Annotated in this window: 19 protein-coding genes; 11 read left to right on the top strand and 8 right to left on the bottom strand. The window is 64.5% G+C overall.

All coding sequences use genetic code 11. The annotated features are described in order from the left end of the window. Positions 1 to 55: 55 nt before the first annotated feature. Entirely contained in the window at positions 56 to 427 is a 372-nt protein-coding gene (locus BG57_RS05215) for a hypothetical protein (protein ID WP_035961144.1), read from the bottom strand. A gap of 616 nt (positions 428 to 1,043) precedes the next feature. Between BG57_RS05215 and BG57_RS05210 the strand changes: the two genes are divergently transcribed. The 3 genes from BG57_RS05210 (at position 1,044) to BG57_RS05200 (ending at position 3,451) form a co-directional block, all read left to right on the top strand. Beyond that, positions 1,044 to 2,111 carry a sigma-54 interaction domain-containing protein gene (locus BG57_RS05210; protein ID WP_035960706.1) on the top strand — a complete coding sequence of 356 codons (1,068 nt, stop codon included), beginning with the start codon at positions 1,044 to 1,046 and terminating at the stop codon, positions 2,109 to 2,111. 264 nt (positions 2,112 to 2,375) lie between these two features. Next, complete coding sequence (locus tag BG57_RS05205) at positions 2,376 to 2,930, top strand: hypothetical protein (RefSeq protein ID WP_035960705.1); 555 nt, start codon at positions 2,376 to 2,378, stop codon at positions 2,928 to 2,930. Further along, positions 2,927 to 3,451, top strand: a complete 525-nt coding sequence (locus BG57_RS05200) for a hypothetical protein (RefSeq protein WP_035960704.1) — start codon at positions 2,927 to 2,929, stop codon at positions 3,449 to 3,451. Before BG57_RS05205 ends, BG57_RS05200 begins: the two co-directional genes overlap by 4 nt. Before the next feature lie 65 nt (positions 3,452 to 3,516). Here BG57_RS05200 and BG57_RS05195 read toward each other — a convergent pair whose 3' ends face one another. The 4 genes from BG57_RS05195 to BG57_RS05180 form a co-directional block, all read right to left on the bottom strand. Beyond that, complete coding sequence (locus tag BG57_RS05195; protein ID WP_035960703.1) at positions 3,517 to 3,918, bottom strand: type II toxin-antitoxin system HicB family antitoxin; 402 nt, start codon at positions 3,916 to 3,918, stop codon at positions 3,517 to 3,519. 15 nt (positions 3,919 to 3,933) lie between these two features. After that, complete coding sequence (locus tag BG57_RS05190; protein ID WP_035960702.1) at positions 3,934 to 4,128, bottom strand: type II toxin-antitoxin system HicA family toxin; 195 nt, start codon at positions 4,126 to 4,128, stop codon at positions 3,934 to 3,936. 171 nt (positions 4,129 to 4,299) lie between these two features. Next, entirely contained in the window at positions 4,300 to 5,670 is a 1,371-nt protein-coding gene (locus tag BG57_RS05185) for an ABC transporter ATP-binding protein (RefSeq protein WP_035960701.1), read from the bottom strand. A gap of 12 nt (positions 5,671 to 5,682) precedes the next feature. Continuing rightward, complete coding sequence (locus BG57_RS05180) at positions 5,683 to 7,434, bottom strand: ABC transporter permease (RefSeq protein ID WP_035960699.1); 1,752 nt, start codon at positions 7,432 to 7,434, stop codon at positions 5,683 to 5,685. A gap of 183 nt (positions 7,435 to 7,617) precedes the next feature. Between BG57_RS05180 and BG57_RS32445 the strand changes: the two genes are divergently transcribed. From BG57_RS32445 to BG57_RS05165, 4 genes are all read left to right on the top strand, one after another. Continuing rightward, complete coding sequence (locus BG57_RS32445; RefSeq protein WP_152562526.1) at positions 7,618 to 7,920, top strand: hypothetical protein; 303 nt, start codon at positions 7,618 to 7,620, stop codon at positions 7,918 to 7,920. 11 nt (positions 7,921 to 7,931) lie between these two features. Continuing rightward, positions 7,932 to 8,207, top strand: a complete 276-nt coding sequence (locus tag BG57_RS05175; RefSeq protein WP_035960697.1) for a hypothetical protein — start codon at positions 7,932 to 7,934, stop codon at positions 8,205 to 8,207. 20 nt (positions 8,208 to 8,227) lie between these two features. Continuing rightward, positions 8,228 to 9,913 (top strand): GGDEF domain-containing protein, encoded by a 1,686-nt coding sequence (locus BG57_RS05170; protein WP_035961141.1) that lies wholly within the window; start codon positions 8,228 to 8,230, stop codon positions 9,911 to 9,913. A 105-nt stretch (positions 9,914 to 10,018) separates the two neighbouring features. Next, positions 10,019 to 10,282, top strand: a complete 264-nt coding sequence (locus BG57_RS05165) for a double-stranded DNA-specific endonuclease (protein WP_035960696.1) — start codon at positions 10,019 to 10,021, stop codon at positions 10,280 to 10,282. 12 nt (positions 10,283 to 10,294) lie between these two features. Here the strand turns inward: BG57_RS05165 and BG57_RS05160 are convergent, their stop codons facing one another. Beyond that, entirely contained in the window at positions 10,295 to 11,644 is a 1,350-nt protein-coding gene (locus tag BG57_RS05160) for an ATP-binding protein (protein WP_035960695.1), read from the bottom strand. Continuing rightward, positions 11,628 to 12,350 (bottom strand): response regulator, encoded by a 723-nt coding sequence (locus BG57_RS05155; RefSeq protein ID WP_035960694.1) that lies wholly within the window; start codon positions 12,348 to 12,350, stop codon positions 11,628 to 11,630. The genes BG57_RS05160 and BG57_RS05155 overlap by 17 nt, the downstream gene beginning before the upstream one ends. Positions 12,351 to 12,574: 224 nt before the next feature. On the opposite strand from BG57_RS05155, the gene BG57_RS05150 reads away from it, so the two are divergent. After that, a complete protein-coding gene (locus tag BG57_RS05150; RefSeq protein ID WP_035960693.1) occupies positions 12,575 to 13,171 on the top strand; it encodes a Spy/CpxP family protein refolding chaperone in 597 nt (198 codons plus the stop codon). 138 nt (positions 13,172 to 13,309) lie between these two features. Here BG57_RS05150 and BG57_RS05145 read toward each other — a convergent pair whose 3' ends face one another. Further along, entirely contained in the window at positions 13,310 to 14,008 is a 699-nt protein-coding gene (locus tag BG57_RS05145) for a pirin family protein (protein ID WP_035960692.1), read from the bottom strand. A gap of 414 nt (positions 14,009 to 14,422) precedes the next feature. Here BG57_RS05145 and BG57_RS05140 point away from each other — a divergent pair, with 414 nt between their 5' ends. From BG57_RS05140 to BG57_RS05130, 3 genes are read left to right on the top strand one after another with little or no spacing between them, the layout of a single operon-like run. Further along, a complete protein-coding gene (locus BG57_RS05140) occupies positions 14,423 to 15,109 on the top strand; it encodes an ABC transporter permease (RefSeq protein WP_035960691.1) in 687 nt (228 codons plus the stop codon). A 58-nt stretch (positions 15,110 to 15,167) separates the two neighbouring features. Further along, positions 15,168 to 15,881 carry an ABC transporter permease gene (locus BG57_RS05135; protein WP_035960689.1) on the top strand — a complete coding sequence of 238 codons (714 nt, stop codon included), beginning with the start codon at positions 15,168 to 15,170 and terminating at the stop codon, positions 15,879 to 15,881. A gap of 29 nt (positions 15,882 to 15,910) precedes the next feature. Then, positions 15,911 to 16,690, top strand: coding sequence for an ABC transporter ATP-binding protein (locus BG57_RS05130; protein ID WP_035960688.1), 780 nt, complete (start codon positions 15,911 to 15,913; stop codon positions 16,688 to 16,690). Positions 16,691 to 16,868 lie beyond the last annotated feature (178 nt).

Below are 16,868 nucleotides of genomic sequence, written 5' to 3'. Positions count from 1 at the left end.
GAATCAGTCCTCCACATTGGGTTTGCTATCAGTGATTGTTACGTTGATGCAGTCGTTACTGCGATTCGGCAACCGTCACCGCCAACGGTTTGCCCGGCCCGTTCGCCGTCAGCCGGGCGCGCAGCCGGCGCACGATGCCGCTTGCAGTCAGCATGCCGCCCGCGACGCCGAACACGAGGCTCGTCATGTTCGCGGCACGCGAAAGCGCAGGCGTGCCGGCCGCGTAGCCGAGCACCGCGCACATCAGCGCCGTCACCAGCGCGACCGCCGCCCAGTGATAGATGTCGATCGCCTCGCCCGCCGCGAGTTCCTGACCATCGCTCGATGAACCACTTCGCACGCTCCGCGCGCCCCGGATGGACCGCGCAACGCCCGGTGAAGCCCGGCGCTCCCCGGCGGCAATATCGAAATCGAAAATGTCTTCCATGATGTCTCGGCCCCTCGCACTGCCCTGCACTGCCCCGCGCTTCGGCGTTGATCGGGCATTCGAATAAGGATGCACAGCGAAGAGCAGCATTCGTGCCAAGCGGACATGCGGGCGTGAGGCGCTCGAGCGGCGCGCCGGCGGGTAAGTCTTACGCCGTCGGCTTGTAAATTCGCGGCGCATGCGGCGAACCTTTCCGGAACCGTCTAACGTCTTCAACGCAATCAGACAAATTGCCATCCCGTCGTCAAGAGCGCATTGCCGCAATATCGTTGCGAATGGTTAAATAGCGTTTATGAGATGGAGTCGTCGGCGGCGAAGCGCGATGAACGCGGCAATTTCGCGCGCGATGCGCGCCGCGCGACTCCGGACCGACGCATAGAGAGGAAATCGGCTCATCGCCACTGCGAGCACGGCAGCAGCGCCCGCGCGTTATCGCTGATGCGGACGGTCACCATGGCGCGTGCGCCATGCGCGCGAGGAAATCCAACGCACGAACGCGGCTCGTGGCTCGCGCGCGACTGCGATCGCGCCCTGCCCGCTTCGGCGGCGCCTGCATCGACTGCTGCGACGCTGCCCGCCCAACCACATTCGCAATACTCAGGAACCACCAGGACCTATGGCGTCAACCGATCTTGACCCGCCGCTCGTCGCAGGCGATACACCCGCGCAGAAGAAGCGCAATGCGGGCGATGTGCCGGGTTTGAAGTCTTACGGACTGCTGTACGGCTCGTCGCCCGTGATGCTCGAGCTGTATTCACAGATCGAGCGCGTCGCCGGAACGGATGCGACGGCGCTCATCATCGGCGAGTCCGGCACCGGCAAGGAACTCGTCGCGCGGACCATTCACGACCAGAGCGCGCGCAAGGACGCGCCGTTCATCGCCGTGAACTGCGGCGCGATTCCCGACAATCTGATCGAAGCCGAGCTTTTCGGCCACGAGAAAGGCAGCTTCACGGGCGCGGTGCAGGGGCGCGTCGGCTACTTCGAACACGCCAACGGCGGCACGCTGTTTCTGGACGAAGTGACGGAAATGTCGCCGGTCCGGCAAGTGAAGTTGCTGCGCGCGCTCGAGACCGGCACGTTCTTCCGGGTCGGCGGCAACGATCTCATCCGGTCGGACGTGCGCGTGATTGCCGCGACCAACCGCGATCCCATCGCCGCTGTGAAAGAGAACGGACTGCGCGAGGACTTGATGTATCGCCTTGCGGTTTTCCCGCTGCGCGCGCCGCCGTTGCGCGAGCGCGATTCGGACCGCGAACTGCTCGCGCAGTATTTCCTGTCCGAGATGAACGCGCAGGAAGGTACGAACAAGGCGTTCAGCAAGCGCGCGCTCGACGTGCTGCGTACCTATTCGTGGCCGGGCAACGTCCGTGAGCTGAAGAACACGGTGTATCGCGCGTTCATTCTGGCGGAGAAGACGGTGGAGATCGCGCATCCGCATCTGGCGTCGCGGGTGAAGAAGCCGATCACTCAGGGCGATGCGATGAACGTCTGGGTCGGCACGCCGCTCGCCGATGCGCAAAAGCAGATCATTCTCGGCACGCTCAAGCATTGCGGCGGCGACAAGCGGCGCGCGGCGAAAGCGCTCGGCGTGAGCCTGAAGACCTTGTATAACCGCCTCGGCGCTTACGAGAACGAGGACACCGAAGGCGGCGACACGGCTTCGTCGGCTGGCGAAAGCTGATTCGCGCCAGCGGATCGGACCGGAGGCGTTATCGGCATCCGGTCCTCGGCGGCGCTTCCAGTGTTACGCGCCGCGCAACACGTTCCCCGCGCTTGCAATTTCTTGCAATTTTCCCGCACCGGTAATTAGAGGCTTGCTTCAAAATGCGCGAAGCCCGCGATGCGTCGCGCCTGTTCGCTCGTCGCGGGCAATCGTTCGGAACAAGACTTAGCCGCGTGCGTTCGATCGCATCGTTAGAAAAACGGCAGACGAAGGAAAAGCAACATGCAGATCTGTGTCCCCCGGCGCGGCCGTCGCGTCGCCGCGCTCACCGCGATCGTCTCCGGCGCCATCGCGTGCCTGACCTTGAGCGGGTGTAACTCGCTTTACAGTGAAGGCGCGACGGCGGGCGCGGGTATCGCGGGCGCGGCCATCGCCGCGAAGGTGACGGACAACGCGGCGGTCGCCACCGGCATCGGTCTGGGCGCAGTCGCGGCGGCACGCGCGGGCGTGCAGTACACGCAACGTGTCATTCACACGGATACCCAGGACAAAATCGCCGCGGCTGCGGGCCCGCTCGGCGTCGGCGCGGTTGCGCCGTGGGTGTCGGTCCACTCGATCCCGCTCGAAGCAGACGAGAAAGGCCGCGTGACCGTCAGCCGCGCGATCAGCAGCGGCACGCTGGATTGCAAGGAAATCGTGTTTTCCGTCGATCGCGACGCCACCACGGATCGCGCCGCCGACAGCGCGTTTTACGTCGCGTCCGTCTGCCGAGATGGCAACAAGTGGAAGTGGGCGTCGGCGGAACCTGCCACGCCGCGCTGGGGCTCGTTGCAATGACGGTGCGGCTGATGAATCCGGCGGCGCTGCGCCTTGCGCTTCTGGCCGCCGTTGCAGCGGCGTGCGCGGCCATGAGCGGATGCGCGTCGATCGGCGCGGCGACCGGCGCGGTCGCGGGCGTGGCGACGGGCGCGGTCACGACCAATCCGGCAATCGGTATCGGCGTGGGTATCGCGGTGCAGGCCGCCACGGACGAAGCCGTCAAGCGCGTGTCCAAATCGCTCCATACCGATCAGCAAATGGCGATCGCGGCGACGGCGGGCGACTCGGCGGTGGGCGAAACGCGCCCGTGGAAGGTCAAGCACACGCTGCCGATCGAGAACGGCCACGGCGACGTCCGCGTGCTGCGCGTGTTCGACAACGCGCTCGCGAGTTGCAAGGAGTTCGCGTTCTCCGTCGCGGACGGCGACGAGCCCGATGCGCATGCGGACTGGTTCCTCGCGACCACATGCAAGCAGAGCGAAGGATGGAAATGGGCGTCCGCCGAGCCTGCCGTCGAGCGCTGGGGCACGCTGCAGTAATGACTGCTCGGGTGTGAAGACGAAAGCGCGGTTCCCGGTAACGGGACCGCGCTTTCTCGCATGGGTCAGCCGTGCGCGATCGCTTCCAGCGCGGCACGCGCGAGAAAGCCGCTGCGCGTCTCGTGCCGGGCTTCGACGTAACTGTCGATCTTGTGCAGTACGAAACGCGGCAAGCTGATGTTGATGCGCTCGGGCTTCGAGTCGAGCTTCGAGAGATCGACTTCGACGAAGGCCCAGATGGCGCCTTCGTAGTCGGGGTGGGTAATCAGTTCGTCCATCGACGAATTTGTGATGCCGACTTCTTCCCCGAGTTCTATCAACGTTGCGACGTGGCCGAAGATGGCCTCTTTCGTATTGTCGATTGCGTGGTCGATGGTCTCGCCCCAAGAGAAAACGCCGGGAATGTCCGGGACGATCACGCCGTAGACGCTCCCTTCGTCCTTGTGGATAGCGATGGGAGATTTCATGTCCAGTTTCTCCGTTCAGTGCCGACGGTCCAGCAAGCCAGCGCGTTTGAGGATCGGTCTATATGTCCCGATGCTCAGATCCTTCTTCGGATGCGGCACGGTTACCAGCTTGTTCGCGTTTGGATGTTTGAAAGTGTGGTGACTGCCACTGATGCGCATCAGTTGCCAGCCAATCTCCATGCGCATCCGTATCAGGGTTGATGAATTCATCTCTTCTTCGGATGCCGCGTGTGTAGTTTTACACACACGGCACAGTATCGGAGATGAAAATGTATGTCGCCTTGCTGTTTGCCGACACTCAGCCATTCGGCCAATCCCAACGCAAAAAAGCGCGGCGCCGTCCCCGGCCACCGCGCTTTCTGATCGAATCAAACAGAACCCCTAACCTTCCACATCCTCCAGACTGAGCATCTCCGTCTGGTCGTTGTACGAGAAGATTTCCCCATACCGTCCCCAGTCGATGACCGCATCCAGCGTCTCCTGCGCGGCCTTATCGGAGAGAAAGTCCTCCAGTTCCTGTTCGAAGCGCACGCGCGGCGCGCGATGCCCCGGCCGCTCGTTGAGCACCTTCTTGATCCGCGCGGCAAGCGGCACGTGCCTCAAAAGATGTTCCGCGAACATCATCTTGCGTTCCTGCGTGCCGAATTCCGCGAACACGCGCGCCTGCGGCGTCAGATAGATGTCGCCCTCGCGCACGTCCGCGAAGCCGAGATGCTGGAGCACTTCCGCGATCGGAAAGAGATCGTCCACTTCGAGATGCAGCGACCGCGCAATTTCCGGCATGTCCGCGCGCCCGTGATACGGCTCCGCAGCCAGCGTTTCGATGAGCCCGGCCATCAGGTTCGTCGACACCGACGGCAGCCAGCTTCCAAGCTCCAGCCCCTTCTTCTTCGATTCATCGAGCTGGCGCGCGGTCATCTTCGCGTAGATGTCGTCGACGAGGCGGCGGAACGCCGGATCGAGCCGGTTGCGCGGATGCTTGAACGGCACCTTGATTTCGGCCATCACGCGCCCCGGATTCGACGACAGCACCAGAATCCGGTCGCACATGAACACCGCTTCCTCGATGTTGTGCGTGACGATCAACACCGACTTGATCGGCAGCCGCCCCTGCGTCCACAGGTCCAGCAGGTCCGTGCGCAGGTTTTCGGCGGTCAGCACGTCGAGCGCGGAAAACGGTTCGTCCATCAGCAGCAGCGTCGGATCGACGACGAGCGCGCGCGCAAAGCCCACGCGCTGGCGCATGCCGCCGGACAGCTCGCGCGGATAGGCGTTCTCGAAACCGTCGAGGCCGATCAGATCGATCGCGGCCAGCGCCCGTTCACGACGCTCCCGCGCGCCGACTCCCTGCGCTTCGAGACCCGCTTCCACGTTCTGCAGCACGGTCAGCCACGGGAACAGTGCGAAGGTCTGAAACACCATCGCGACGCCCTTCGCCGGGCCGCGCAACGGCTCGTTGAGATACGTGACTTCGCCGGCGGTCGGTTCGATCAAGCCGGCGATGATGCGCAGCAGCGTCGACTTGCCCGATCCCGAGCGCCCCAGCAAGCCGACGATTTCGCCCTGACGCAAGGAGAGGTTCGCGTCGTCGAGCACGAGCAGTTCGCCCTGCGTCTTGTTAAAGCCGCGGCTGACGTTCTGCACGCGCAGGATTTCGGCGCCCGGATGCGGCGGCTTCGCCGGCGTTGCGGCCGCGCCCGTGCGCGGAGCGGTCTGCGCGCCGGGCGTCTGCGTGTTCTTGAGGTTCTGCATCGGAATTCGTCCTTAATCCAGTCGAAGCCTGGCTTCGGCGTAGGCGTACAGCGGACGCCACAACAATCGGTTGAACAACGTCACGAAGAGCGACATCACGGCGATGCCGAGAATGATCTTCGGATAGTCGCCATTGGCGGTGGTCTGCGCGATATACGCGCCGAGGCCGTGCGCGACGACCTTCGTATCGCCCCACGACACCGCTTCCGCGACGATGCTCGCGTTCCACGCGCCGCCCGACGCAGTGATCGCGCCGGTGATGTAGTAAGGGAAGATGCCGGGCAGCATGACCTTCTTCCACCACTGCCACCCGCGAATCTGGAAGTTGGTCGCGGCTTCTCGATAATCGTTCGGATAGGCCGACGCGCCCGCGATCACGTTGAACAGGATATACCACTGCGTCCCGAGCACAATGAGCGGCGAAAGCCAGATGTCCGGGTTCAGATGCCAGCGCACGATCGCCACGACGAACACCGGAAACAGCAGGTTCGCCGGAAACGCCGCGAGGAACTGCGCGAGCGGCTGGAATTTTTCGGCGAGCGCGGGACGCAGCCCGATCAGCACGCCGACCGGCACCCACACGACCGATGCAATCGCGATCAGCACCACCACGCGAATCAGCGTGATGAAGCCGAGCACGAACACGTGGCCCACTTCGCCCCACGTGACGCCCGTCGCGACGAACGACACCACTTTCCACACGACGAACACCGTCAGCACCAGCACGACCGCGCCCCACGCAATATCGCCCGCGCGCGTCGACTGCAGCGGCGCGCGCAACGGCAGGCGCACGCGTTGAATCGACGGCAGGCGGATCGGCACGCGCGCCGCCTTCGAGAGAATCCATCCGGCCGGCACGAGCAGCCGGTGAATCAGGCGCGTACGGCGAATGAGGTCGAGCAGCCACGATCCGGGTGCATTGCCCGAACTCGTGTTTTCCATGCGGAACTTGTCCGCCCACGCGACGAGCGGGCGGAACATCAACTGGTCGTATGCGAGGATCACGATGGTCATCGTCAAAATCACCCAGCCGATCGCGCCAAGATTGCGTTCGCCGATAGCGGCTGCCAGATACGCGCCGATGCCCGGCAGCACCACGGTGCGGTTGCCGACCGTGATCGCCTCGGATGCGACCACGAAAAACCAGCCGCCCGACATCGACATCATCATGTTCCAGATGAGGCCGGGCATCGAGAACGGCACTTCGAGCTTCCAGAAGCGCTGCCAGTTGGTGAGATGAAAGCCGCGCGACACTTCGTCCAGGTCGCGCGGCACCGTGCGCAGCGACTGATAGAAGCTGAACGTCATGTTCCACGCCTGGCTCGTGAAGATCGCGAAGATCGCCGCGCATTCCGCGCCGATCACGCGCCCGGGGAACAGCGCGAGAAAGAACGTGACGGTAAAGGAAATGTAGCCGAGCACCGGCACCGACTGGAGGATGTCGAGGATCGGCACGAGCACGATCGACGCCCGCCGGCTCTTGGCCGCCAGCGTGCCGTAGACGAGCGTGAAGATGAGCGACGCAACCATCGCCGCGAGCATGCGCAGCGTCGTGCGCAGCGCGTATTCGGGGAGATTCGCGGGGTCGAGGGAGATGGCCTGCGTCTGCAGCGTCGAGATCGGCGCGAGGGTCTCGTGAAAGCCGACGGCGGCGAGCGCGATGATGCAGATGATCATCGGGAACGCGACGAAGTCCCACCGGTTGGGCAGGAGCCGCCACGCCGACGCATTCGCCGTGCGATTCAGATTGAAACCAAATTCCATTCAAGGCCCTCCCCGTAAGGCTTTGTTCCAACCGCGCGAGGCGCGGGTAATGCTCGAGACGGCCAGCGCCGTCGCGCGGGTCAGAGGCCTCCCGTTGGCCGCTGCGCGGCGCCCCGGCATTCAACGCGGCTGCCCGCCGAATCGACTACAGGTGCGGCCCGCCGAACCGAGCGACACTACACCATGCACGATGACGGGCACAACCTCCTCTCCCGTACTTCGCCCATTCATGCGATGCTTCTGTTGCTCTTCGGCACGACGAAGGCAAAAATCAAGGCGCGGTTCCCCGGAGCGTCGGCGTGGCGCAACGGCATTCCGGCGCGCTTCGAGCCCGCCAGCCACGGCGGCAAGCGCGGCGCAAGCTCCGCGCAAGCACGGCGGCGCGGCATGGCGTTGTGTTGGACAGACGTCGCGCATGACGAGAAGGCGCTTGATAGACGACTAAAAACATCGTCCAATCTTGGCTTACCACAAACAATAAATTGAGCGCCGATGCAATGCGTGACGCCAAAATCAAGTCGGAAGGCCGTCCGACAGACTCGAGAGACTGCTTCTGCCGCATCGCCCGGCCCGGTGCGCATGCACAGACCGCGACCGCAGCCCTGACGCGACGCAATGAACGCGCCCGCCGCACGCTGCCGCCCGGCGCGGCCATGCCGGCGATCAGCCGGTCATCGACTGACGGCGGCGCGCCCTGGCGCGCGTCCGGACGTGCGACCGGCATGTTCGCCGCGAGCGGCGCGCTTCACTCGCGCCCGATGCGTGCGGCGTGACCGTTCGCACCCGCCGCATGATGAACAGGCTCAACCTGCACCGCGTGATCGCGACGCTCGGCCTCGCGCTGATCGTGCTCGCGTGCTGGATCGCCGCCGGCCTGCTGTCGGACCGAATGGTACAACAGGAGATGACCGGGACGGTGCGCACCGAGCGGCAGATGGCCGCTTCGATCGTCGACAACATGGCGCAGATCATCGCGAGCGATCTGGCGATGTCGCGCGCCATTCCGGCCACGCTCGCGCAGATGGATCTGATGCAGCGCGCCCTCGCGGAATCGCGGCATTATGCCTTGAACGCGAATGCGACGGAAACCGCCCGCCGCGCCCAATGGATGGCCTTGCCGAGCCTCGCCAAGGTCGATGCCTTCCTGCACGATGCCCAGGGCTTCTCCGGCCTCGACTCGATCTGGCTCGTCAACGACCGGGGATACTGCATCGCGTCGAGCAATGCGGCCGATCCGAACAGCTTCATCGGCTATGACATGAGCGCACGCGCCTACGTCGGACGGGCGCTGCTCGGCGGTTTCGCGGAAATGTACGGCGTCGGCAGGCTGTCCGGCGAGCCGGGCATCTTCATCGCCGCGCCGGTGTACGAGGACGGACTGCTGGTCGGCGCGGTCATCGCGAAGGTGAGCATCGACCGGTTGCGGCATTGGGTGTCGCGAGCGGGCACCTTCGTCACCGATGAAAACGGCGTCGTCGTGATGGCTCACGACGGCCGTCTCGAATATCAGGCAATGCCCGATGCCCCCGTCGCCCGAATGACGCCCGGCGAGCGCTTCGAGCATTACCGCCGCGACGCGTTTCCGCCGTTGCGCGTCGCACCGGTCGGCGAGCGGATGCGCGAGGCCGCGCCGTGGCTTGCCCCGACGCTCGCGCAAGGCTTCTATACCGCCAACGGCGACGCGTCGCCCTCGCTCTACGACGAGCGCACCGGACTCAATTCCGGGCTGTCGGCGCATATCATCCATCCGCTCACGAGCTGGCCGGAGATCAGCCGCAACCATGATCGCGACCGCCTGCTCGTCTTTCTGACGATGCTCGGCGTAGTGACGCTGGCCGTGGTGATCGCGACGTCGTATTCCCGCGAGCGCCGGCTGCATCGCGCGACCCGCGATCTCGCCGAGCAGTTGCAGGCGGCCAATACGCTGCTGTCCGCCGAGGCCCGCCACGATGCACTGACCGGCGCGCTTTCGCGTCGCTATTTTCTCGATACGTTACGTCACGAGGTCGAGCTGGCGCGTTCGGCGGGCGCCCCGCTATCGGTGGCGATCGCCGATCTCGATCACTTCAAGCAGATCAACGACCGCTACGGCCATGCTTCCGGCGACCGCGCGCTCGAGCATTTCGCGGAAGTGTGCCGGGCGCAGCTTCGTCCGAGCGATGCCGTCGGCCGGCTCGGCGGCGAGGAGTTCGGCATCATCCTGCCGCAGACTTCGCTCGCGGACGCGCAAGCCGTGCTCGAGCGGCTGCGCAAGCGCTTCCATCACGAGCACTGCGCGCATCTGCCCGACGACGCGGAGTTGTCGGTGAGCATCGGCATTACGGAGCTGGCTGGCGGCGACGCGCTCGAATGGATTCTTTCTCGCGCCGATCTCGCGCTCTATGAAGCGAAGTCGCGCGGGCGTGACCGCAGTGAAGTGCGCCCTGCCGATCCGGTCCCGCCGGCGCGTCATCCCGAGAACTGGCTCGCCGGCAAATAGGCGCTTCGGTCGCGCCGTCTGCGCGCCGGTGAACCGGGCGCGTGCGCGTGCGGGCAGGTATCATCGATGTGGATATCGATTGCTTGCCGTCACCGGGAGGATTGCATGAAGGGAAATCTGGTCATCGTGTGCCGCGATCAGGACGCTGAAACGTTCGACCAACTGCTTGCCGAGTACGGGTCGTTCCAGACGCGGCTCTCTTCCACCGCGTGGTATCTCAAGATCAACCTCGCGCCCGAAGTGATTCAGGAAGAAATACTCGCGCGGCTCGGCAAGTACACGACGCACTACATCTTCGAAGCGTCGACGGTGACGTACAACACGGTCGACAGCGAGGCGGCTTCGGCGCTGGAAACGCTGTTCGACTGACGCCGCCCCTCGCTACAGCGCGCGTTCCTCGTGCTGCGATCCGGCGCGGCGTTCCGTGACCGGCTGCGTCGCGACATCGAACGGAAAGCTCATTCGCACCTGCAAGCCGCCTTCTGCATGATTGCCGATCTCGCATTCGCCGCCGGCGCGCCGCGCGAGCCGCTCGACGATGGCAAGGCCCAGCCCGCTATGCCCGCTGCCGCCGCGCGCCGGATCGAGCCGCACGAACGGCCGGCTCGCCTTGATGAGATCGACCGGCGCGATGCCCTTGCCGTGATCCGCGACGCTCAAACTCCAGCCATTCGGCCCGCGCCGCGTCTCGATGACGATCGGCGGCGCGCCGTAAGCATGCGCGTTGTCGAGCAGATTCGATAACAGGCGATCGAGCGTCGCCGCCGGGAGCACGAAGCTCGGACCCGCTTCGAGCACGAGGCGGATCGATTCGGTTCCCGGCGGCGTCTGCCGGTACGCCCGATACGCCCGCGCGATGCGCTCGCAGTGCTCGTCCACCGGCACCGGCTCGCTGCCGTCCGGGCGGTCGTGCGCGAACACCAGAAACTGATCGACGATATGCGCCATCGAATCGACGTCGCGCACGACGCCGTCGCGCGCTTTTTCGTCGTCCATCATCTCGGCGCGCAGACGCAGGCGAGCGAGCGGCGTCTTCAAGTCATGCGCGACGCCCGCGAGCATCACGGCGCGATCGCTCTCGGTCTGCGAGACCTCGCGCACCATCTGATTGAAGCCATGCGTCAGCTGACGCAGTTCGCGGGGCCCGCGTTCGGGCACGGGCGGCGTCGGCTGGCCGCGTCCGAAGCGGCCGACCGCCTGCGCGAGCGAGCGCAGCGGCGATTGCAGTTGCCACGCGGCGAACAGCGCGGCGAGCACTGCCGTCGAAAAGATGATCGCGAGCCAGACCAGCATGCGGTCGCGCGAGCGAGGCGGACGCAACGGCTGCACAGGCACGACGATCCAGCCGGCGTCTTTCACGCCGTGCACCCATACGCTCGGTGGCGCGCCGGGTTCGCCGGGACGCACATCGGTGTTGTCGGGCAGACGGTCCTTCATGTCTTCGAGAAAACGCGACAGCGGCCGCGGAATGTCTTCCGCAGCGGGCTGGGGCACGTCGGATGCGTTGAGCGGAACCACGCGCACCCGCGACGGCAGCGGCTGATCCGGATTGTTCGCGATGTGCTGGCGCACGGCCTCGACGAGAAACGCCGCCTCTTCGACCGCATAGCGCGTCTGCGAGTTGTCGCGCTCGACGCGGATGACCGCGAACCACGCGAGGTGCGACAGCACCAGCACGCCGATCACGAGGACGACGAGCCGCCCGAACAGCGAATCAATGGGCCGGCGCATTGTGCTCGCCGTCAGGAACGAAGACGTAGCCGCGCCCTCGCACCGTCTGAATGAAGCGCGGCGCGGAAGGATCGGTTTCCAGGATGCGGCGCAGGCGCCACACCTGCACGTCGATGCCGCGGTCCGTGCCGTCGTATTCAGGGCCGTGGAGCAGTTCGAGCAGGCGTTCGCGCGTGAGCGTGCGCATCGGATTGTTGACGAAGATCTTCAGGAGCGCGAACTCGCTGCCGGACAGCGTGATGGGCTTCTCGTCGTGCTGAAGCGTGCGCGACTGGAAATCCAGCCGGAAGCGGCCGAACGAATACGGCTCGCGCTGCTCGGGCGCCGCGGATGGAATCGTGCGGCGGCGGCGCAGCACGGCCTGCACGCGAGCCAGCAGTTCGCGCGGGTTGAACGGCTTGCCGAGGTAATCGTCCGCGCCGAGTTCCAGGCCGACGATGCGGTCCACGTCGTCCGCGCGCGCGGTGAGCATGATGACCGGGATGTCATCGCCGGATGCGCGCAGCTTTCGCAGCGCGGTGAGGCCATCGACGCCAGGCATCATCAGGTCGAGCACGATGAGGTCGGGGCGTTCCCGCTCCAGACGGCGTTCGAGCGAGCCGGCGTCATGCAGCACGGAGACTTCGATGCCCTGCCGGACCAGATAGTCACGCAGAAGGTCGCGCAGTTCGGCGTCGTCGTCGACGACAAGGATTTGTGTAGTCATGTGAAGAAGTTTAGCGCGTGAGCCGAGACGGTTTGACGGTGCATCCGCCCCAAAGGGTTACGGGGTGTTACCGCGAAAGGAGTGCGTAAACCAGCGTAATACGAAACGTCGTGGGCGTAACACGCAAGCCGCCGCAAGCCTCTACGCTGTGTCTCACCGGAAGCGCAAGACCTCGACGAGGCCTCGCAATTCGGCTCCGACAACAAAGAAAGGGAGTCTTCACGATGGGCAAGCAATATCGCATCCTCACCGCCGCCGCTACCGCACTCGCCTTGACCTTCGGCTCGGCCTATGCCGCCACGAACGACGCGCCCAGCGCGCCGCCCGCCGGCGGCCCGGCCATGATGGGCGCTCCCGGCGGCCTCGGCGGTCATCGCATGGAAATGCGCATGCAGAAGCAACTGGAGCAGTTGCATAGCCAGTTGAAGCTCGACGCGCAGCAGGACAAGCTCTGGCAAACCGCGATCGACACGATGAAGCACAACCGCGACACGATGCGCGACAGTCATCGTCAGATGCATCAGCAGTTCGAGTCGATGGCGAATCAGCCGATTCTCGACCTGAACGCGATGCACGCGGCGCATCAGAAGCTGGAGCAGCAGCAGGCGCAACTGCGCGAAGAGACGGCGACCGCGTGGCTCAACTTCTATAACTCGCTGAACGACCAGCAAAAGACGACAGTCAGCACCGCGCTCAAGAAGCACTTCGCCAAGATGCGCGAGCACGAGCACAACATGCACGAGCGCTGGGGCAAGCATCGCGGCGCGCAGGATGGCGCACCGGGTGCGGCTGCCGGTGCATCGGCCACGGCAAAGCCTTAAGCGCTTCGCCGGCCCGGAGCGGCGTCTCGGCGCCGCCCCCGGCGTGATGAATTCCTGCGACGCAAAAAAGCCGCGGGCGCTTGCGCGCTCCGCGGCTTCATCACGACTGTGGCAACACTAACGCAGCCTAAGGCAAGCTCACGCGAGGTCGAACAGCAGCACTTCGGCGTTATCGCCGGCGTCGAGCGTGACCTTCGCGACATCCTCGATCTTCGCGGCATCGCCCGCACGGAGCGGCTCGCCATTCACCGACACATTGCCGCGAGCCACGTGCACATACACGCGACGCCCCGCCGGCACGTCGAAGTCGGCGCGTTCGTCGCCGCTGAAGAGTCCCGCGAAGATGCGGGCGTCCGCGCCGATTCTGACCGACCCCTCCGCTCCTTCCGGCGATGCAATCACGCGCAGGCGGCCACGCTTTTCATCGTCGGCGAAGCGCTTTTCCTCGTAGCCGGGCGCGCCGCCCGGTGCATCCGGAATGATCCAGATTTGCAGGAAGTGCGCAGTCTCGCTCGGCGAGCCGTTGAACTCGCTATGACGCACGCCGGTGCCGGCGCTCATGCGCTGCACGTCGCCGGGACGGATCGTCGAGCCGTTGCCCATGCTGTCGCGGTGCGCAAGCGCGCCTTCGAGCACATAGCTCACGATTTCCATATCGCGATGGCCGTGCGTGCCGAAGCCTTGTCCGCCCGCGACGCGGTCTTCGTTGATCACGCGCAGCGCGCCGAAGTGGACATGCTCCGGATCGTGATAATCGGCGAACGAGAAGCTGTGATACGAGTCGAGCCAGCCGTGGTTGGCATGACCGCGTTCGTTGCTGCGGCGAATCTCGAACATGATGATTGCTCCCGGTAAAGACGTTGAACTGCGATGGACAGAATGTAAGGGCGGCGGCCGCCTGGAACAACGAGCGCCCCGGCACTACACCGTCCCGCCGGTGGAGGTAATCGGAAACGTCCTGACATCGCGCCGCGCGCGATCTCGGTTCGGGTAAAATACCGCGCTTTTCGGCCGGCGGCGTCGTTGTATCGCCGCGGAAAGCCTGCGGGGCCGTCATCGTTGCAGGTGTTGGCGCGCAGCGGACCGGCGCACGGCGGGACGCTCGCCAATTTTGGCCACCTAGAATACGCACCGCCGGCGCTGAAGCCCGAACCAGCCGGTCGCCGAGCACGACGCTTGCGAAACGGAGGCCGTCCCGGCGCGGTCCATTGCGCGCCGGTCATATGTGGCGCACCTTACGAAGGAATCACCATGTTGCAAGGCTACGGTCCGCTGATCCTCGCGGGCACCTGGCAGACCGTCAAGCTGGCGGTGCTGTCGCTCGGGTTCGCCTTCGTGATCGGACTGATCGGCGCGGCGGCGAAGCTGTCCAGGAACCGGATTGCGTCGGGCATCGGCACCGTCTACACGACGCTGATTCGCGGCGTGCCCGATCTCGTGCTGATGCTGCTGCTCTTCTACAGCATCCAGATCTGGCTGAACCTTCTGACCGATCAGCTCGGCTGGGATCAGATCGACATCGATCCGTTCCTCGCGGGCATTCTCGTGCTCGGCTTCATCTACGGCGCGTATTTCACCGAGACGTTTCGCGGCGCGTTCCTCTCGGTGCCGCGCGGTCAGCTCGAAGCGGGCGCGGCCTATGGCATGACGCCCTGGCAGACCTTCTCGCGCATCATGTTTCCGCAGATGATGCGTTTCGCGCTGCCGGGCATCGGGAATAACTGGCAGGTCATGGTCAAGGCGACGGCGCTGGTGTCGATCATCGGCCTCGCGGATGTCGTGAAAGCCGCGCAGGACGCCGGCAAGGGCACGCAGCGGTTCTTCTTCTTCACGCTGCTCGCGGGTGTGATCTATCTCGCGATCACCACGATCTCGAACTTCGTGCTGATCTGGCTCGAGCGGCGCTATTCCATCGGCGTGCGCAAAGCGGATCTCTGACCGGCCCTTAATCAGCCCTGCAATCAGCCATCTCCAGCGAACAAGAGCGGCGGACTTCATGATCGAAATCATCCAGGAATTCTGGAAGAACTACCTTTTCACCGACGGCTATCGCACCACCGGTCTCGCCATCACGATGTGGCTGCTGGTCGTGTCCATCGGCTTGGGCTTTTGCCTGTCCGTGCCGCTCGCCGTGGCGCGCGTCTCGAAGAACAAGCTGCTGTCGCGCTCGGTGTGGCTCTACACGTATGTCTTTCGCGGCACGCCGCTCTACGTGCAGTTGTTGCTCTGCTATACGGGCCTCTACAGCCTGCAGGTCGTGCGCGATCATCAAGTGCTCGGCGAATTCTTCCGCAGCGGGATGAACTGCACGCTGCTCGCGTTCACGCTCAACACCTGTGCCTATACGACGGAAATCTTCGCCGGCGCGATCAAGGCGACGCCCTACGGCGAAATCGAAGCGGCGCGCGCCTATGGCATGTCGAGCTTCACGCTGTATCGCCGGGTGATCCTGCCGTCCGCGCTGCGCCGCGCGCTGCCCTACTACAGCAACGAAGTCATCCTGATGCTGCACGCGACGACCGTCGCGTTCACCGCGACCGTGCCGGACATTTTGAAAATCGCTCGCGACGTGAACTCGGCGACGTATCAGTCGTTTCAGGCGTTCGGCATCGCCGCCCTGCTCTACCTCGTCATTTCGTTCGCGCTCGTGTGGCTCTTCCGCCGCGCCGAGCACCGCTGGCTCGCGTACCTGCGGCCTCAAGGCAAATAAGTCAGGCAATAGTCGCCCCAGGACCGTTCATGAATTCCCAGAAGCACAAGCTTTTCGTCGACGACATCCACAAGCAGTACGGCAGCAATGAAGTGCTGAAAGGCGTATCGCTGAAGGCGAACGCCGGCGATGTGATTAGCATCATCGGCTCGTCGGGCTCGGGCAAGAGCACGATGCTGCGTTGTATCAACTTTCTCGAGCAGCCGAATCGCGGGCGCATCTTCGTCGATGGCGCCGAAGTCCGCACGATGATGGACAAGAGCGGCGCACTGAAGGTCGCTGATCCGAAGCAGTTGCGTCAGGTCCGCTCGAAACTGTCGATGGTGTTCCAGCACTTCAATCTCTGGTCGCACATGAACGTGCTGGAGAACGTGATGGAAGCGCCCGTCAACGTGCTCGGCCTGCCGAAGAAGGAAGCCGAGGACCGGGCGCGCACCTATCTCGAGAAAGTGGGCCTCGCTCCGCGGCTCGAGAAGCAGTATCCGTCGCATCTCTCGGGCGGACAGCAGCAGCGCGTGGCGATCGCGCGGGCGCTCGCCATGCATCCCGACGTCATGCTCTTTGACGAGCCCACGTCCGCGCTCGATCCCGAACTCGTCGGTGAAGTCCTGAAGGTGATGCAGACGCTCGCCGAAGAAGGCCGCACGATGGTCGTCGTCACGCATGAAATGGCGTTCGCGCGCAACGTGTCGAATCACGTGGTGTTTCTGCATCAGGGACGCATCGAAGAAGAAGGTCATCCCGATGCGCTCTTCGGCAGCCCGAAGAGCGAGCGCCTGAAGCAGTTCCTTTCGGGCAGTCTCAAATAAGCAGACGAAACCCAGTCAAAAAGCGCCGAAAGGCGCTTTTTTTACGCCTGTGAGCCACGAACGAGGCACTTACGCGGACTAGCGCCACCGCGTTTCCACGTCAATAGGCGTCATACCCGACTCCGAAAACCAGCCGGTCCAGAAGCCTTGTGTGGCAAGGATTTCCGGACCGTTTCCC

Origin of the sequence: Caballeronia grimmiae, assembly GCF_000698555.1 — a bacterium.
Taxonomy (GTDB): Bacteria; Pseudomonadota; Gammaproteobacteria; order Burkholderiales; family Burkholderiaceae; genus Caballeronia; species Caballeronia grimmiae.
The sequence above is the reverse complement of the archived record's forward strand: the minus strand, read 5'-3'. Positions and strand labels throughout refer to the sequence as shown.

Coding starts and splice junctions, on each gene's coding strand:
- BG57_RS05135 (WP_035960689.1), top strand. CDS start 15,168: ATGATCGAAATCATCCAGGAATTCTGGAAGAACTACCTTTTCACCGAC.
- BG57_RS05175 (WP_035960697.1), top strand. CDS start 7,932: ATGCGTGACGCCAAAATCAAGTCGGAAGGCCGTCCGACAGACTCGAGA.
- BG57_RS05130 (WP_035960688.1), top strand. CDS start 15,911: ATGAATTCCCAGAAGCACAAGCTTTTCGTCGACGACATCCACAAGCAG.
- BG57_RS05185 (WP_035960701.1), bottom strand. CDS start 5,670: ATGCAGAACCTCAAGAACACGCAGACGCCCGGCGCGCAGACCGCTCCG.
- BG57_RS32445 (WP_152562526.1), top strand. CDS start 7,618: ATGCACGATGACGGGCACAACCTCCTCTCCCGTACTTCGCCCATTCAT.
- BG57_RS05165 (WP_035960696.1), top strand. CDS start 10,019: ATGAAGGGAAATCTGGTCATCGTGTGCCGCGATCAGGACGCTGAAACG.
- BG57_RS05215 (WP_035961144.1), bottom strand. CDS start 427: ATGGAAGACATTTTCGATTTCGATATTGCCGCCGGGGAGCGCCGGGCT.
- BG57_RS05145 (WP_035960692.1), bottom strand. CDS start 14,008: ATGTTCGAGATTCGCCGCAGCAACGAACGCGGTCATGCCAACCACGGC.
- BG57_RS05200 (WP_035960704.1), top strand. CDS start 2,927: ATGACGGTGCGGCTGATGAATCCGGCGGCGCTGCGCCTTGCGCTTCTG.
- BG57_RS05180 (WP_035960699.1), bottom strand. CDS start 7,434: ATGGAATTTGGTTTCAATCTGAATCGCACGGCGAATGCGTCGGCGTGG.
- BG57_RS05155 (WP_035960694.1), bottom strand. CDS start 12,350: ATGACTACACAAATCCTTGTCGTCGACGACGACGCCGAACTGCGCGAC.
- BG57_RS05190 (WP_035960702.1), bottom strand. CDS start 4,128: ATGAATTCATCAACCCTGATACGGATGCGCATGGAGATTGGCTGGCAA.
- BG57_RS05205 (WP_035960705.1), top strand. CDS start 2,376: ATGCAGATCTGTGTCCCCCGGCGCGGCCGTCGCGTCGCCGCGCTCACC.
- BG57_RS05210 (WP_035960706.1), top strand. CDS start 1,044: ATGGCGTCAACCGATCTTGACCCGCCGCTCGTCGCAGGCGATACACCC.
- BG57_RS05195 (WP_035960703.1), bottom strand. CDS start 3,918: ATGAAATCTCCCATCGCTATCCACAAGGACGAAGGGAGCGTCTACGGC.
- BG57_RS05170 (WP_035961141.1), top strand. CDS start 8,228: ATGAACAGGCTCAACCTGCACCGCGTGATCGCGACGCTCGGCCTCGCG.
- BG57_RS05160 (WP_035960695.1), bottom strand. CDS start 11,644: ATGCGCCGGCCCATTGATTCGCTGTTCGGGCGGCTCGTCGTCCTCGTG.
- BG57_RS05150 (WP_035960693.1), top strand. CDS start 12,575: ATGGGCAAGCAATATCGCATCCTCACCGCCGCCGCTACCGCACTCGCC.
- BG57_RS05140 (WP_035960691.1), top strand. CDS start 14,423: ATGTTGCAAGGCTACGGTCCGCTGATCCTCGCGGGCACCTGGCAGACC.